Genomic DNA, 14,337 nt, shown 5'->3' with positions numbered 1-14,337 from the left:
CGGCGGCGTTCCACCACATGAAGGTGTGGCTGCCGTAGCCGTTCATGTTGCGCCAGGTTCGCGGCGTGCCGCGGTCGCTCATCAGGAATAGGACCTGGTGCGTCGACTCCGGTGACAGCGACCAGAAGTCCCACTGCGCGTTGTTGGAGCGCAGGTTGGTGTCGGGCATGCGCTTCTGGGAGTGAATGAAGTCCTGGAACTTCTGGGGGTCGCGGATGAAGAAGATCGGGGTGTTGTTGCCGACCAGGTCGTAATTGCCCGCTTCGGTGTAGAGCTTGATGGCGAACCCGCGCGGGTCGCGCACGGTGTCCGCCGAGCCCAGCTCGCCCGCGACGGTGGAGAAGCGCACGAACACGGGGGTGCGCTTGCCGACCTGGCTGAGGAACGCGGCCCTGGTCCACTGGGTGACGTCCTCGGTGACCTCGAAATAGCCATACGCCCCGCCACCCTTGGCGTGCACCACGCGCTCCGGCACCCGCTCCCGGTTGAACTGGGCGTTCTTCTCGATCAGGTAGTGGTCCTGCAGGAGGATCGGGCCGTTGGTGCCCAGGGTCAACGAGTCGTTGTCACTGGCAACGGGGATGCCCACGTTGTTGGTCGTGGGCCGTGGCTCGGTCACACACTCTCCTCGATGTGGTGGCTGTCGGACTGTCTCACGGCACAGGCTGGGCACAGTCCCCAGAACACGACCTCGGCCTCGTCCACCGTGAAGCCCAGCGCGCTGGAGGGCTCCAGGCACGGCGCGAACCCGACGACGCAGTCGACGTCCTCGGTTCGGTCACATTGCCGGCAGACGAGGTGGTGGTGGTTGTCTGAGGTCCGGGTCTCGAACCGCGCGGGGTGTCCGGCTGGTTCGATCCTCCGCAGCAGCTTGGCCTGGGTGCACGCGTTGAGCACATCGTAAATCGCCTGGGTTGACACCGAGTCAAGCCGCTCTCTCACGCCAACCGCTACTTGGTCCGCGGTGGCGTGGGGATGTGTCGAGAGCCAGTCGAGCACCGCCAGCCGTGGTGCGGTCACCCGCAACCCGACGGCCCGCAGTTGCTCGCGCGGCTCCAGCCGGCCCAGTCCCTGGATGTTCATCGCACTGCCACCCCACCAGGTTTTCTGGAATGAGTCAAGAAAACGATCGGGTGATCTTGTCGGTCCCCGACCGTAACTTGGTTGCGGTCGTAGCCCGCGGGAGGTGACATCCGTCCATGCAGCACTACCGAGCCTTGTTAACGCTGCCTGGCGTCCGCACGTTGTTGATCTTGATCTTCATCGCGCGAGTCCCGATGTCGGCCGCGGGCATGATATTGACGCTACACGTCGCGGTCGGGCTTAGCCGAGGCTACGGACCCGCCGGGACTGTCGGAGCAGCGGCGACTCTGGGCATCGCGCTCGGCGCTCCGGTCATGGGACGGGTGGTCGACCGGTGCGGGCTGCGGCTGATGCTGGTGATCACCACGGTGGGCGACATGGCCTTCTGGGTGATCGCCCGGTGGATACCGTATCCATTACTGCTGGTAGCCGGGCTTGTTGCGGGCGTAGTCGCGCTGCCTGCGATGTCGATCGGCCGGCAGGCCATCGCCGCGATGGTGCCGCCGGAGCTCCGGCGCTCCGGCTACTCGCTGGACTCGATCTCCACCGAGCTCAGCTACATGGTCGGTCCCGCGGCGGCTGTGTTTTTCGCCACACAGTTCTCCACCACCGCGGCGATGACCGCCATGGCCATCGGAGTCGGCACCGTGGGCCTGGCGCTGCTCGTGGTGAACCCGGCGGTGCGCAGCACGCGGGAGCTGGCCGAGGACACCGGGGAACACCCGCCGCGCCGCACCTGGCTGACTGCGCGCCTGGTGGGAGTGCTTCTGGTCGGTGCGGGCGCGGTGTTCGTTCTGTCCGGTTCGGAGGTCTCGATCGTGGCCCAGCTCCGCGAGCACGGGGAGCTCGGCTGGACCGGCCTGGTGGTCGTGCTGTGGTCGGCCTTCTCCGCCATCGGCGGCCTGGTCTACGGCGCGCTGCACCGCTCGGTCCGCCAGGTCACGCTGATGGCCCTGCTCGGCGCGCTCACCATTCCGGTCGGCCTCGGCGGCGGTGACTGGTGGCTGCTGTGTGTGGCGTTGCTGCCCGCCGGCCTGCTCTGCGCCCCCACTGTCGCCGCCACCGGCGAGGAGGTCGCCCGGCTCGCCCCGGTCGCGGTGCGCGGCGAGGCCACCGGCCTGCAGAGCTCCGCGTTCACCCTGGGTGCCGCGGCCGGCGCGCCGGTGGTGGGGTTCGTGGTCGACCACTCCGCCCCGGGTTGGGGCTTCGTCACGGCCGGCCTCGGCGGGGTCGCGGTCGCGGTGCTCGCGGTCGTGCTGGGACGTACGACTCGGTTGCCCGAGGGTACGACTCGCGATCAGGAGGCGAGCGCCCCGGCCAGTTCCTCGGCGATCTCGTAGGTGTTGAGCGCCGCGCCCTTGCGGAGGTTGTCGCCGCAGACGAAGAAGTCCAGCGTGTCCGGGAAGTCCAGGGCCTGGCGGACGCGGCCGACGTAGGTGGGGTCGGCGCCGACCACCTCCGCCGGCGTGGGGAACACACCGGCGGCCGGGTCGTCGACCAGCACGATGGAAGGCTGCCCGGCGAACACGTCGTGGGCGGCCTCGACGGTGACCGGGCCGGCGAACCGGGCGTGCACGGCCAGCGCGTGCGTGGTGATCACCGGAACCCGGACGCAGGTCGCGGACACCCTGAGGTCGGGGATGCCGAGGATCTTGCGGGACTCGTTGCGGACCTTGAGCTCCTCGGAGAACCAGCCGTCGCCCTTGTAGGAACCGGCCGACGGGATCACGTTGAGCGCCAGCGGATGCCCGAACGGCGAGTCCGAAGTGGACAGTCCGGCGGCCTCGAGCGCCTCGCGCACGTCGCCGCCGCGCACCCCGACCTGCTTGCCGGCCACCGCCGCCAGCTCCGCGTACAGCCGGTCCACCCCGGACTGGCCGGCGCCGGACGCGGCCTGATACGAGGCGACCACGAGCTCCCGCAGCGTGAACGCCCGGTGCAGCGCGCCGAGCGCGGCCATCATGGACAGCGTCGTGCAGTTGGGGTTGGCGATGATCCCGCGCGGGCGGTTGCCGATCTGCTCGGCGTTCACCTCGGGGACCACCAGCGGCACGTCGGGATCCATCCGGAACGCGCCCGAGTTGTCCACCGCCACCGCGCCGCGCTCCGCGGCGACCGGGGCCCACTGGGCGGAAATCTCGTCGGGCACGTCGAACATGGCCACGTCCACGCCGTCGAACACCTCCGGCGCCAGGGCCAGCACGGTCAACTCCTCGCCGCGCACCCGGATCTTCCTGCCGGCCGAGCGCGGCGAGGCGATCAGCCGCACCTCGCCCCACGGCCAGGACTCCCGCTCGTTCAGGATGTCGATCATCACCGAGCCGACCGCCCCGGTGGCGCCGACCAGCGCAAGCGTGGGTGCCACCCCTACCTCCCCGTTCCCGCGTAGACGACGGCCTCTTCCTCGCCGCCGAGGCCGAACGCCTCGTGGATGGCCCGCACCGCCTCGTCCAGCTCGGTGTCCCTGATCAGCACCGAGATCCGGATCTCCGAGGTGTTGATGATGTCGATGTTCACGCCGACCTTGGCCAGCGCCTCGCAGAACGTCGCGGTGACACCCGGGTGCGACCGCATCCCGGCACCGACCAGCGACACCTTGCCGACGTGGTCGTCGTAGAGCACGGCCTGGAAACCGACCTCGGACTTCAGCTTCTCCAGCGCCGCGACGGCTCGCGGGCCGTTGTCCTTGGACAGGGTGAACGTGATGTCCGTGCGGCCGGACGCGGTGCTGGACACGTTCTGCAGCACCATGTCGATGTCGATCTCGGCGTCGGCCACCGTCCGGAAGATCCGCGCGGCCACCCCGGCGTGGTCCGGCACCCCGGTCACGGTGATCTTGGCCTCGGACCGGTCGTGCGCCACGCCGGTGATCATTGCCTGTTCCACGGTGAAGTCCTCCACTGAACCGGACACCAGCGTCCCGGGCTTGTTCGTGTACGACGACCGGACGTGGATCGGCACGCCGTACCGCCGGGCGTACTCCACGCAGCGGAGCATCAGCACCTTCGCCCCGCTGGCCGCCATCTCCAGCATCTCCTCGTACGTCACGCGGTCAAGCCGTTTCGCGTTCGGCACGATCCGCGGGTCCGCGGTGTAGACGCCGTCCACGTCGGTGTAGATCTCGCAGACGTCCGCGTTCAGCGCCGCGGCCAGGGCGACCGCGGTGGCGTCCGACCCGCCGCGGCCGAGCGTGGTGATGTCCTTGGTGTCCTGGGCGACGCCCTGGAACCCGGCGACCAGCACGATGTAGCCCTTGTCCAGCGCGTCCCGCACCCGGCCCGGGGTGACGTCGATGATCCGCGCCTTGCCGTGCGCCGACGTGGTGATCACGCCCGCCTGCGAGCCGGAGAACGACCGCGCCTCCGCGCCGAGCGCGCTGATCGCCATGGCCACCAGCGAGTTGGAGATCCGCTCCCCAGCGGTGAGCAGCATGTCCAGCTCGCGCTCCGGCGGGATCGGGTTCACCTGCAGCGCGAGGTCGGTCAGCTCGTCGGTGGTGTCGCCCATGGCCGAGCAGACCACCACGACCTCGTCGCCCGCCTTGCGGGTGGCGACGATCCGCTCGGCCACCCGCTTGATCCGGTCGGCGTTCTCGAGCGAGGAGCCACCGTACTTCTGGACCACCAGCGCCACCGCGGACAACCTCCCTCATCGCACCGCACGCAGCGTACCTGCGGCTGGTCACCGACTTTTCCCGCCGACCGCCTACCCTGTACAGCGCAGCGGTCGGGGTTGGGAGGGATCGGGTGTCGACGACGGACCTGGACAGCGATCCGATCCTGGACGTCGACGACGAGGAACCCGACGAGGAGCCGGAGGTTCGGGCGTCGCGCGTCCGCCGGGAGTGGACCGCGCGCCGGCTCGCCACCCTGCTCGCCCCGGGACTGATCTACCTGGCCATCCGCGAGGTCGGGCTGCTCGTGCTCACCTGGATGGCATCGGCAAACGGATACCCGATGGCCGACCGGCTCACCGCCTGGGACGGCCAGTGGTTCCTCGGCATCGCCCAGGGCGGCTACGACGGCACCCCGCCCGAACTGAAGGACGCGTACTACCAGCACCGCGGCGACACGGCGATGGCGTTCTTCCCGGGTTACCCGACCGGGATCCGGTGGCTGGCCGGGATCGACGGCCCGGGCGGGATCGGCCTGGTCACCGCCGGCCTCACCATCACGATCGTGTCCGGCGTGATCTGCGCCTACGGGCTGGTCCGGCTGGGGCAACTGGTCGAAGGCGGCTCCCGGCGGGTCGGGCTGATCCTGGTGGCGCTGTTCGCCGCGGCACCGATGTCCATCGTGCTGTCGATGGTCTACTCGGAGGCGCTGTTCTGCGCGCTCGCCGTCTGGTCGCTGGTCGGCGTGCTCGAGCGGCGCTGGGTGCTGGCCGGGATCTGCTGCGGGCTGGCCGGCCTGGTGCGCCCGACCGCGGCCGCTCTGATCCTGGTGATCGGGCTGGCCGTGGCGATCACCCTGATCAAGCGGTGGGACGACGGCAGGGCCTGGCTCGGCGGGCTGCTCGCGCCGGTCGGGCTGGTCGCCTACCTCGGGTTCGTGGCCGCCAAGCTGCACAACCCGAGCGGCTGGTTCGGGGTGCAGCAACGCGGCTGGAACTCGCGGTTCGACGCTGGACTGTCCACCTGGCAGAACGCGGTGGACACCCTGACCAGGCAACAGGACGTCTTCGCGATCCTGAACGTCGGGCTGATCATCGCCGCGCTCGTACTCGCGGTGATCTGCGTCGTGCGGCGGCAGGAGTGGCCGCTGCTGGTCTACGGCCTCGGTGTGCTGGCCATGGATCTGGCCTCCAACGGCCTGTTCTATTCCAAGGTCCGGCTCATGCTCACGGCGTTCACCCTGCTCGTCCCGGTCGCCATGGGGCTTGCCAAGCGGCGCACCTCGACCGCGGTGATCACGATCTGCGCGCTGACCCTGGCCAGCTCCTGGCTCGGCGCCTACGGGCTCACCAACTGGGGTTACGCGATCTGATGGACAAACCCGCCTCCTCCAGCGCGCCACTCCATCCGATCATCGCCGCCCGCTGGAGCCCGCGTTCCCTGGACCCGGCCGGAGAGGTCAGCGACGCGTCCCTGCGCGCCCTGCTCGAAGCCGCCCGCTGGGCCCCCTCCGACGGCAACACCCAGCCCGCCCGGTTCCTCCTCGGCCGGCGCGGCACCGACACCTTCGCCCGCATCTTCGACACCCTCAACCGCGGCAACAAGTCCTGGGCCGGCGGCGCCGCCGTGCTGCTCCTGGCCTGCGCGAAACTGGAGAACGAGAAGGGCCCCATCCCGCACGCCGAGTACAGCGTCGGCCTCGCCAGCCAGAACCTGGTGCTCCAAGCCGTCGCCGAAGGCCTCGCCGCCCACCAGATGGGCGGCTTCAACGTGGAGGCCGCCCGCGCCGTGTTCTCCCTCCCCACCGACGTCCTCCCCCTCACCGTGATCGCCGTCGGCCGCCCCGCCTCCCCCGACCTCCTCCCCGAAGCCATGCGCGCCAAGGAACTGGCCCCCCGCCGCCGCCTCCCCCTCGACCAGATCGCCTTCACCCACGAATGGGGAACGCCGGCGTTCAGCGATGCGGAACCTGCACCCAGCCCCGACGCCGGTTCCCCCCGACCCGGACACCGAGCGGGGTGAACGCGCTCTGGTCGATGCCGGGGTAGCCCTGTTCGACGATCGTTTGGTAGATGTAGTTCGAGACAACGATGATCATGTGCGCTTCGGGCTCCTCGCGGAGCACCTTCTTCAGGCGCCGAGCGTCGAGCAGCCGGAACGCAAGGTCGAGGTCCATTCCGAAGGAGCCCCGCGCATCCCGGTGCACCTGGCCGGCATGCAGCACGGCCCGGAGCCTGAGGTGCTGATCGGGACACCGGCCGCCGTGCTCGATGAGCAACCGGTTCAGCGTGGGGATGACCGCGCTCAGCAGCAGCACGTTGGCGCCCCGAACGGTCGCATGAACCAGGGCCAGCACCCCGTCTCCCCGGTCGACCAGCGGATCCCGGCACCGTTCGTCAATCCCACCCGCACGCAGGGCATCCTCGAACAGGGTGTACATCACCTGCCGGCGCTCCGCCTTCGCCACGTTTGTGAGAGCAGTCGAGTTCTCGATGTCCACCGCCACGATCGCGCGGAGGTCCGGCAGTTTGTCGTCACGGGTATCCGGGGGATCTGCGGCTGGAGCACTCATCACGACCTCCTCGAGTGAGGCTGATCACACTCAGCATGACCGCTGTCCCTTGCGCAACGCTGGCAACAGACACCCCGGTTGCGTTCAGTGCGCTGCTGACTCCACCGCGCTCTACCCCGGAACGCGGGCCGGAGCCACGGGCAGTACTAGCCGGAAATGCGCACCGCCGAGCTCTGATTGCGTGTCCAACAGGCTCACCGAACCACCCAGGATGCTGACCAGACCCCGGGTGTGCGCCAACCCGTATCCATGGCCCGCGCCCCGGGTGGTGAATCCGAACTCCCAGATCGCGGCCCGATGCTGCGGCGACACGCCGGGCCCGGAGTCCTCGATGTCGATCTGCACGCGAGTGCCGTTGTCGTGCTCGGTCGGACCCGCCGAGATCCGGAGATCACCGCCACCGTCCGCCTCGATCATTGCTTGCACGGCGTTGCTGACCAGGTTTCCCAGCGCTTCCCGGAACAGGTACTCACTGGCCCGCACATACAGACCCGGGTCGATGCACTGCTCGATCTGGATCGTCCGGTATTGGTCCCGCTCGACCGGACGGGTCACCACGCGAACCGCCTCAGCAAGCCCCAACCGGACGGGTCGGTGCGCCTGCTCGCCCAGTCGCCCGAGTTCGCCCATGATCTGCCCGAGCCGGCTGGCCGCCGACTTGATCCGATCAAGGCTCTCGGTGATGCGGCTATCCGGCTCCCGAACGGACAACACCTCGGACAGCGCGTCCAGGGCGAGCTGCACCCGCCCGGACTCGTTCCCCACGGTGTGCAGGATCGACTCCGTGATCGCGAGCCGGGTGCGCTCCGTCTCCTCCCGGCGCTGCCGCTGAATCTGCCCGGCCAGCTTCGCCATCGTGACGGCTACCCCGACGTGCGTGCCGAAGTACTGCAGGAGCAACCGGTCGTCCCGGGTCAGGAGCTTGCGAGTCGGGAAGAAGATCAGGAGCACCCCGACGGTCTCGGCACCGAACAGCAGCGGCACCGCGGCGTACGACGACCCCTGGTCCTCCTCGCCGACCCCGAACGGGGACCGCGACATCGACCCGTCGAAGAGCACAAGCTGTTTTCGGATCACCTCGTCCACCAGAGTCCGCTCACTGACCACCGGAGGTGCCGGCAGGTCGTCCGACCCGTCGGCGAGCCGGGCGGACTCGGCGTCATCGACCAGCCAGACCCGGCATTTCGGGGAGCCGGTGAACATGCCGGCCACCGCCGCACCGGTGGTCCGAACAACACGGGCCAGACCTCGGCCGTCCGGGTCGGCAAGCGCGCCGACCGCGGTGTTGACCGCGTTGAGCGCCTTGAGAGTGCGCATTCGGGTGCGGGCATCGTCCTGCAGTAGGGACAACTCACGAACCCGGCCGAACTGGTTGGCCGACGACTGGAAGTCCGACAGATCGATCCCGAGCTCGGCCACCAGGTACTTGCCGCGCGACTCGTCCCAGACCCGGAAGCAGTTCCCCAGGATGGTTCGCACCGTGCCGTCCTTGGTCATGTCGTCGGCGGCGAAGTTCCAGTTGAACTCCTGGCCGTGCCGGACAACCCGCTCGTGATCCTCAACCGCCCTCGCCCGTTCGCGCGGGTTGACGAACAGGTCGAGGTAGCTGTGACCCAGCGCCTCCTCCTCGGAGTACCCGTAGATACGTTCCGCGCCTCGGTTCCACAACCGGATGGCGAAGTTCTGGTCGCGATCCTCGGCGGCCCACAGGGTCAACCGGGCCTGCTTGATGATCTCGAGTAGCAGGCCGTCATCCGCGTCCGACGACGGCGTCCGCACCGGGTCCTCGGCTGATTCGAGCGAATCCGTCGGACGACCGGTTCCGGTCATGGTCTCGTCCTCAGTCTCGTCGGGGTCACTCGCCGTACAGGTAGCCGTCCAGATCCGCCGGCCGGCTGACCATCCCGTCGTCGGCGAGGTAGTAGTTCATCGGCACGGTGATCCTCAACTTGTCGCCGCCGACCCGGGTAACCCAGTGTGCGGCCCGCCGGGCGTCGAACATCAGCAGCTCGCCAGGCACCGGATGGACCACGTGCTCCCAGGACTCGTCCGGCGCGACCCGTGGGTCGGCGCGGAACACCAGCTCACCGCCCAAGCCGGGCGCGTGCTCGGTGACGAAAAGCAGCGCGGTGAGCGGGTTGCTGTCCACATGCCACTCGTACCGGCCACCCGGCGAGATCGAGTTGATGTTGATCGCACTCCGGACGTCGGTCGCGGTGGTGTACCGGCCGAGGCCCAGGTTGTTGACGGCCTCCAGGAACGTGGTCCGGTACAGGTCGAACAGCCACGGCAGGTTCTCGGCGACCCGGCCACCGGCCACCGTTCCCACGGTGATCGTGTCGGACATGCCGAAGTCCTGCTCTCGGGACGTGACCGACGAGCCGTCCAGGTCACGCCAGGTGTTGAAGTAGTGCGCGCATGTGATGATGTCGTCCTGCCAGCTGTCCGGCAGTTGCGGCTGGCGGATCCGAAACGACGGAAAATGTGAGCTGAGCACGCTGGGCCGACCGGACGTGGTCGGAGCTGAAGGTTGCACGGTCAAAGGACTATCCAAACTTCCGAAGGTGGAACTCGAGGGTGTGCGCGGTGGCCGGGACAAGTCGGGCCACGAACCGTCCGACGTACCACAGCTGGGGAATCTCCAGGGCGCCGGACATGGAGTTCATCCCGGCTACGGAGACGGTCGTGAGGCCGGCGGCGGCAGCGTGCCGGCGCATGTCGTGGACGCCGATGAGCCGGACCGGCACACCGGCGCCGGGGCGCAGGTCACCCCTGGTTCGGTACACGCCTTCGCGAACGGTGCGCCGGGTGACCCAGCTCCGTGAGGTCGCGCTGAGCGCGGACAAGTAGGCGTGCCCGCCCGCGCGGAGCACCCGACCCACCTCGGTCAGGACGGCACTCGTGTCGTAGGCGAAGGAAAGCGAGGTGAACAGGGCGATGACCACGTCCGCGCTGTCGTCGGCCAGTGCCGACAGGTCGTCCATGGCGCCCACGATGACCTTGGCGTCGTCCTCGGGATCGGCGGTGAGCCGCGCCATGGCGGCTGAGATGTCCACGCCGACGTACCGAATCGCCGGGTTGACGTCCCGGAGTAGCCGGCGCCCCAGGCCTGTGCCGCACCCCAGATCGATCACGGTCGGCCAGGCCAACTCCCGGACGAAACTTAGCCGGCGGCTGACCCAGGCATTCTCAAACCGGCTCCACTTACTTTGGTAAAGATCGTCGTAACTGGTCGAGATCTCACCCCAGTATTGTTCCTGCCGCTGCTGCCAGTGCAACCGGTCAAGCACCTTCGCCGGCGCAGGTTCGGCGAAGGTCCGCATTATCGTTGTGTCGTCGAGATCGCCCCCGATAGCGGTCTGCTCAGACGCCAGAGATCCGCTGTTGCTCACTGTCCTCCTTGTCTTTCTCGTCCTCGTACTTGTGGAGATACCTCCTCGGTTACCTCACGCCAACGCCCGACGAACTCCCCGACTGTCGTATCCAACGCGCTGGGTTGAAGCCTGGTGAGCTGATCACGTAGTGCTTCGCTCTCGTCGTCGAAATTCTCGAGCAAAGCCGACCAGCGGTCTATTTCGGCGTAGGCCTCGTCGCGCCCAGCGCGCATGGCGCGGCGGGCGGAGACCAGGTGGCGGGTGAGCGCCCGCTGCAGCTGGGCCGCGTGTGACTCGAACAGGGCGGTCGCCCGGCGCCGCACATCCTCGTCGTCCGCGCCGAGCATGTGCGTCACCGCGTCCCGGACCCCGTTGGCGCTGTACCCGTCCGCGCCCTTCACCACGATGTCGAACAGGCCGTAGGTCCGGCGCATCTGCTCCTGGGAGCCGGGTGGCGGGCTGGCCGTGATCAGCAGCCGGGGCAGGCTCGGCCGCTGGTCCCGGATGAATGACAGGATCTCCAGGCCGGCCGAGTCGAGTCGGTCGGTCAGGTGCAGGTCGATGACCGCCCCGTCGAGATCCTCCAGGGAATTGGTGAGCACACCCATCGCCTCCTCGAGCGTGGTGGCGATCAGGCACTGATGCTCGTAGAGAATGGCACTCATCGTTCTGGCGATCTCCACCTCGTTCTCGACGATGAGAACGCGGTGGCCTTTGCGCGCGCCGTACACGTCAACGGGTCGCAATGCGCTGGTCTCTTCGGGGAAGAGCTGGGCGAACGCTCGGAAGTTCGCCAGGTCGTTCAGCTCCCGCGGGGGCAGCTTCGCCAGCTGCTTGATCAGTTGGCCCACCGCACGCACCAGCGGGTCCCATTCCGCGTCGGGTAGGTCCGAGTACAGCACTTGGGGGTTGCCGCGCCACAGGCCGAGCAGCCCGTCCAGCTCGCCGGGCAAGATATCGTCGTTCTCTGTCCGGTCGATGAAATCAAGGGCATCAATTTCCCGGCGTAACAGGTCCAGCTTGTAGAAACCCTCGCCGCGCCGAGGCGGGATGGGCAGGCCCAGTTTGCTGCGCAACCGGCTGGCCGGCGTTTCCAGATTCTTGGCGTCCCGGCCGAAGGATTTCGGACCCGGCCACACCACGGCGACCAGGTCGGTCGTCCGACGCGGCTGACCGGCCCGCAGGGCCATGGCGATCAGCAGGCGTTTCATGACTCGGTCGGTGGGAACGGACAGTTGTTCACCCTCTTGAGTGAATACCTCAAGCTCGCCGAGCATCCGGACCCGGTACCCGTCGTGTCTGGATTCCATGCCGTCGTTCCTCTGCACGAGCGGTACAGGGTGGTCGCCATCGCTGTACCTTTGTATGGTTGAGGACTTGCAAAGCGCTGTCCGCTCGCTGATGGACTCGAGATCAAGCGGCTCACGTTGGTCGCGTTGGCTGGGTAGCGTACGCCGCAATCGCTCCGTCACGGCGTGTGGGCGCCGGAGTGGCTTGCATCAGGCTTGAAATCCGTGTTCGGCCAGGAACGACGCGCCAAACCGGTGTGAGGCGCGCGCTACCACCGCTCCGGCCGCACCCGAGATTTTCGCAGGCCCGACCGCTCAGGCGAGGCGGCGGATGAGGCGGGCGGCGACGGAGGAGACGACGAGCCAGAAGAGGGCGGCCAGGCCGTAGTTGATGAGGGTGCGGAGCTTGGGGTCGTCGGCGGGTTTGTTGAAGAGGTCTTTGAAGCCGAGGGAGAGGGCGTCGGCGAGGTTGTGGATGGTGCGGGCGATGCCGTTGGCGGGGTTGGCTTCGCCGGCCACCAGGATGACGTGGATGACCAGGATGACGGCGGCGATGATGCCGGCCCAGCGTACGACGTCGGCGATCAGGGCGACGGCCCGAGCGCGCGACGCCGTACGGGTTTCCTCAGCCATGCACCGAGTTTGGCACTAGTCGACGATGCGGGCGAGTACTCCGGTCACGACCAGCCAGAAGATCGCGGCGAGGCCGTAGTTGATGACGATCTCCAGCTTGTCGTTGGCCAGGTTGAACAGGCCGGGGAAGAACAGCGCGAGGGGCTCGGCCAGTGACTGGACGAAGCGGAAGAACGCGTTGGCCGTATTGGCGCCGAACAGGATCAGCAGGATGTAGACGACCTCGATCACGGCGAACAAGGCGCCGACACCGCTGATGACGCGCGCCGCGGTGTGCGTGTGGTTCGTGACTCGGTAAGCCATGCGCACTGGATTCCCGCCGAACACGCGGTTGAAACCGGGTCGAACGGGCGCCGGCGTTGTCCACCATGTGGACCAGCGGTTTCACATCCGTCCGGATCTCTGGCTAGGCTGCCCTCGTGGCGCGTGCCCTCCTGCTTCGCCGCCGCGACGGGGCCTGACCAGACCGGCTCCCCGCCGCGGAGCGACGTGTTGCCGCCGGTCGCGGACAACTCTTCAGCAGGAGAACCCCAGATCATGGCAACGAACCCAGACGTGTACACCGCCGCGTCCAGCCGCATCCGCACCCCGTCCCACCCCGCACCCGCCGGCCAGCCGGGGTGGAACACCCAGCTCGGCAGCACCATGCCGGTCCACCGGTACCGGCCGTACCCCGACGTGGTGGAGCCGGTCACACTGCCGGACCGCACCTGGCCGGACAAGCGGATCACGACGGCGCCGCAGTGGTGTGCGGTCGACCTCCGGGACGGCAACCAGGCGCTGATCGACCCGATGTCCCCGGCCCGCAAGCGGCGGATGTTCGAGCTGCTGGTACGCATGGGCTACAAGGAGATCGAGGTCGGCTTCCCGGCCGCCAGCCAGACCGACTTCGACTTCATCCGCGAGATCATCACCGACGGCGCGGTACCCGACGACGTACGCATCCAGGTGCTGTCCCAGTGCCGGCCCGAACTGATCGAGCGCACCTTCGAATGCCTCGAGGGCGCGAGCAAGGCGATCGTGCACATCTACAACTCGACATCGATCCTGCAGCGCCGGGTGGTGTTCCGGGAGGAGCGCGAAGGGATCAAGAAGATCGCCACGAGTGCCGCGGAGATGGTGCTCGAGCTCGCCGGCAAGTACTCCGACACCGACTTCCGGTTCGAGTACTCACCGGAGTCCTACACCGGCACCGAGCTGTCCTATGCGCTCGAGGTGTGCAACGCGGTCACCGACATCTGGCAGCCCACCGCGGAGTCACCGGTGATCATCAACCTGCCGGCGACGGTGGAGATGGCCACCCCCAACGTATACGCCGACTCCATCGAGTGGATGCACGGCAACCTCGAGCGCCGGGACGCCGTGGTGCTCTCGCTGCACCCGCACAACGACCGGGGCACCGCCGTGGCCGCCGCCGAGCTCGGCTACCAGGCCGGCGCGGACCGGATCGAAGGGTGCCTGTTCGGCAACGGCGAGCGGACCGGCAACGTCTGCCTGGTCACGCTCGGCATGAACCTGTTCAGCCAGGGCATCGACCCGCAGATCGACTTCTCGGACATCGACGAGGTCCGGCGCACCGTCGAGTACTGCAACCAGCTGCCGGTCGGCGAGCGCCACCCGTGGGGCGGTGACCTGGTGTTCACCGCGTTCTCCGGCAGCCACCAGGACGCCATCCACAAGGGGTTCGACGCGCTGCGCGCCGACGCCGAGCGGGCCAGCACGCCGGTGGAGGACTTCGCGTGGGAGGTGCCCTACCTGCCGATCGACCCGAAG

At 68.3% G+C, this 14,337-nt stretch carries 15 protein-coding genes; 4 read left to right on the top strand and 11 right to left on the bottom strand.

Annotated features, from left to right (window positions below; genetic code table 11):
- Window positions 1-619: catalase (locus tag VGR06_RS29965; protein WP_327562515.1), on the bottom strand; the 619-nt coding region annotated here is incomplete at its 3' end.
- Entirely contained in the window at window positions 616-1,083 is a 468-nt protein-coding gene (locus tag VGR06_RS29960) for a Fur family transcriptional regulator (RefSeq protein ID WP_327562514.1), read from the bottom strand. The genes VGR06_RS29960 and VGR06_RS29965, both read right to left, overlap by 4 nt.
- A 116-nt stretch (window positions 1,084-1,199) precedes the next feature.
- Here VGR06_RS29960 and VGR06_RS29955 point away from each other — a divergent pair, with 116 nt between their 5' ends.
- Complete coding sequence (locus tag VGR06_RS29955; protein WP_327562513.1) at window positions 1,200-2,423, top strand: MFS transporter; 1,224 nt, start codon at window positions 1,200-1,202, stop codon at window positions 2,421-2,423.
- Here the strand turns inward: VGR06_RS29955 and VGR06_RS29950 are convergent.
- The gene (locus tag VGR06_RS29950; RefSeq protein ID WP_327562512.1) at window positions 2,381-3,448 is read right to left on the bottom strand and encodes an aspartate-semialdehyde dehydrogenase; all 1,068 of its coding nucleotides are present in this window, start codon (window positions 3,446-3,448) and stop codon (window positions 2,381-2,383) included. The genes VGR06_RS29955 and VGR06_RS29950 overlap by 43 nt on opposite strands.
- Window positions 3,449-3,450: 2 nt before the next feature.
- Window positions 3,451-4,716 (bottom strand): aspartate kinase, encoded by a 1,266-nt coding sequence (locus VGR06_RS29945; RefSeq protein WP_327562511.1) that lies wholly within the window; start codon window positions 4,714-4,716, stop codon window positions 3,451-3,453.
- Between the two features lie 113 nt (window positions 4,717-4,829).
- Here VGR06_RS29945 and VGR06_RS29940 point away from each other — a divergent pair, with 113 nt between their 5' ends.
- Together VGR06_RS29940 and VGR06_RS29935 are read left to right on the top strand one after the other, a co-directional pair.
- Complete coding sequence (locus VGR06_RS29940; RefSeq protein ID WP_327562510.1) at window positions 4,830-6,068, top strand: hypothetical protein; 1,239 nt, start codon at window positions 4,830-4,832, stop codon at window positions 6,066-6,068.
- The gene (locus VGR06_RS29935) at window positions 6,068-6,718 is read left to right on the top strand and encodes a nitroreductase family protein (RefSeq protein WP_327562509.1); all 651 of its coding nucleotides are present in this window, start codon (window positions 6,068-6,070) and stop codon (window positions 6,716-6,718) included. Before VGR06_RS29940 ends, VGR06_RS29935 begins: the two co-directional genes overlap by 1 nt.
- Here VGR06_RS29935 and VGR06_RS29930 read toward each other — a convergent pair.
- From VGR06_RS29930 to VGR06_RS29900, 7 genes are all read right to left on the bottom strand, one after another.
- On the bottom strand, window positions 6,651-7,268 hold the full coding sequence (locus VGR06_RS29930) for a hypothetical protein (RefSeq protein WP_327562508.1): 618 nt from the start codon (window positions 7,266-7,268) through the stop codon (window positions 6,651-6,653). The genes VGR06_RS29935 and VGR06_RS29930 overlap by 68 nt on opposite strands.
- A 111-nt stretch (window positions 7,269-7,379) precedes the next feature.
- Window positions 7,380-9,098, bottom strand: coding sequence for a PAS domain-containing sensor histidine kinase (locus VGR06_RS29925; RefSeq protein WP_327562507.1), 1,719 nt, complete (start codon window positions 9,096-9,098; stop codon window positions 7,380-7,382).
- 25 nt (window positions 9,099-9,123) lie between these two features.
- Window positions 9,124-9,765 carry a 2OG-Fe(II) oxygenase gene (locus VGR06_RS29920; protein ID WP_327562506.1) on the bottom strand — a complete coding sequence of 214 codons (642 nt, stop codon included), beginning with the start codon at window positions 9,763-9,765 and terminating at the stop codon, window positions 9,124-9,126.
- A gap of 49 nt (window positions 9,766-9,814) precedes the next feature.
- Window positions 9,815-10,591, bottom strand: coding sequence for a class I SAM-dependent methyltransferase (locus tag VGR06_RS29915; RefSeq protein WP_327562505.1), 777 nt, complete (start codon window positions 10,589-10,591; stop codon window positions 9,815-9,817).
- Between the two features lie 65 nt (window positions 10,592-10,656).
- Entirely contained in the window at window positions 10,657-11,952 is a 1,296-nt protein-coding gene (locus VGR06_RS29910; RefSeq protein ID WP_327562504.1) for a hypothetical protein, read from the bottom strand.
- Between the two features lie 294 nt (window positions 11,953-12,246).
- Complete coding sequence (locus tag VGR06_RS29905) at window positions 12,247-12,564, bottom strand: hypothetical protein (protein ID WP_327562503.1); 318 nt, start codon at window positions 12,562-12,564, stop codon at window positions 12,247-12,249.
- Window positions 12,565-12,579: 15 nt separating this feature from the next.
- Complete coding sequence (locus tag VGR06_RS29900) at window positions 12,580-12,867, bottom strand: hypothetical protein (RefSeq protein ID WP_327562502.1); 288 nt, start codon at window positions 12,865-12,867, stop codon at window positions 12,580-12,582.
- A 234-nt stretch (window positions 12,868-13,101) separates the two neighbouring features.
- Here VGR06_RS29900 and VGR06_RS29895 point away from each other — a divergent pair.
- Window positions 13,102-14,337: 2-isopropylmalate synthase (locus tag VGR06_RS29895; protein ID WP_327562501.1), on the top strand; the 1,236-nt coding region annotated here is incomplete at its 3' end.

It is taken from the genome of Actinophytocola sp. (assembly GCF_036002505.1).
GTDB lineage: Bacteria > Actinomycetota > Actinomycetes > Mycobacteriales > Pseudonocardiaceae > DASYTH01.
The sequence above is the reverse complement of the archived record's forward strand: the minus strand, read 5'-3'. Positions and strand labels throughout refer to the sequence as shown.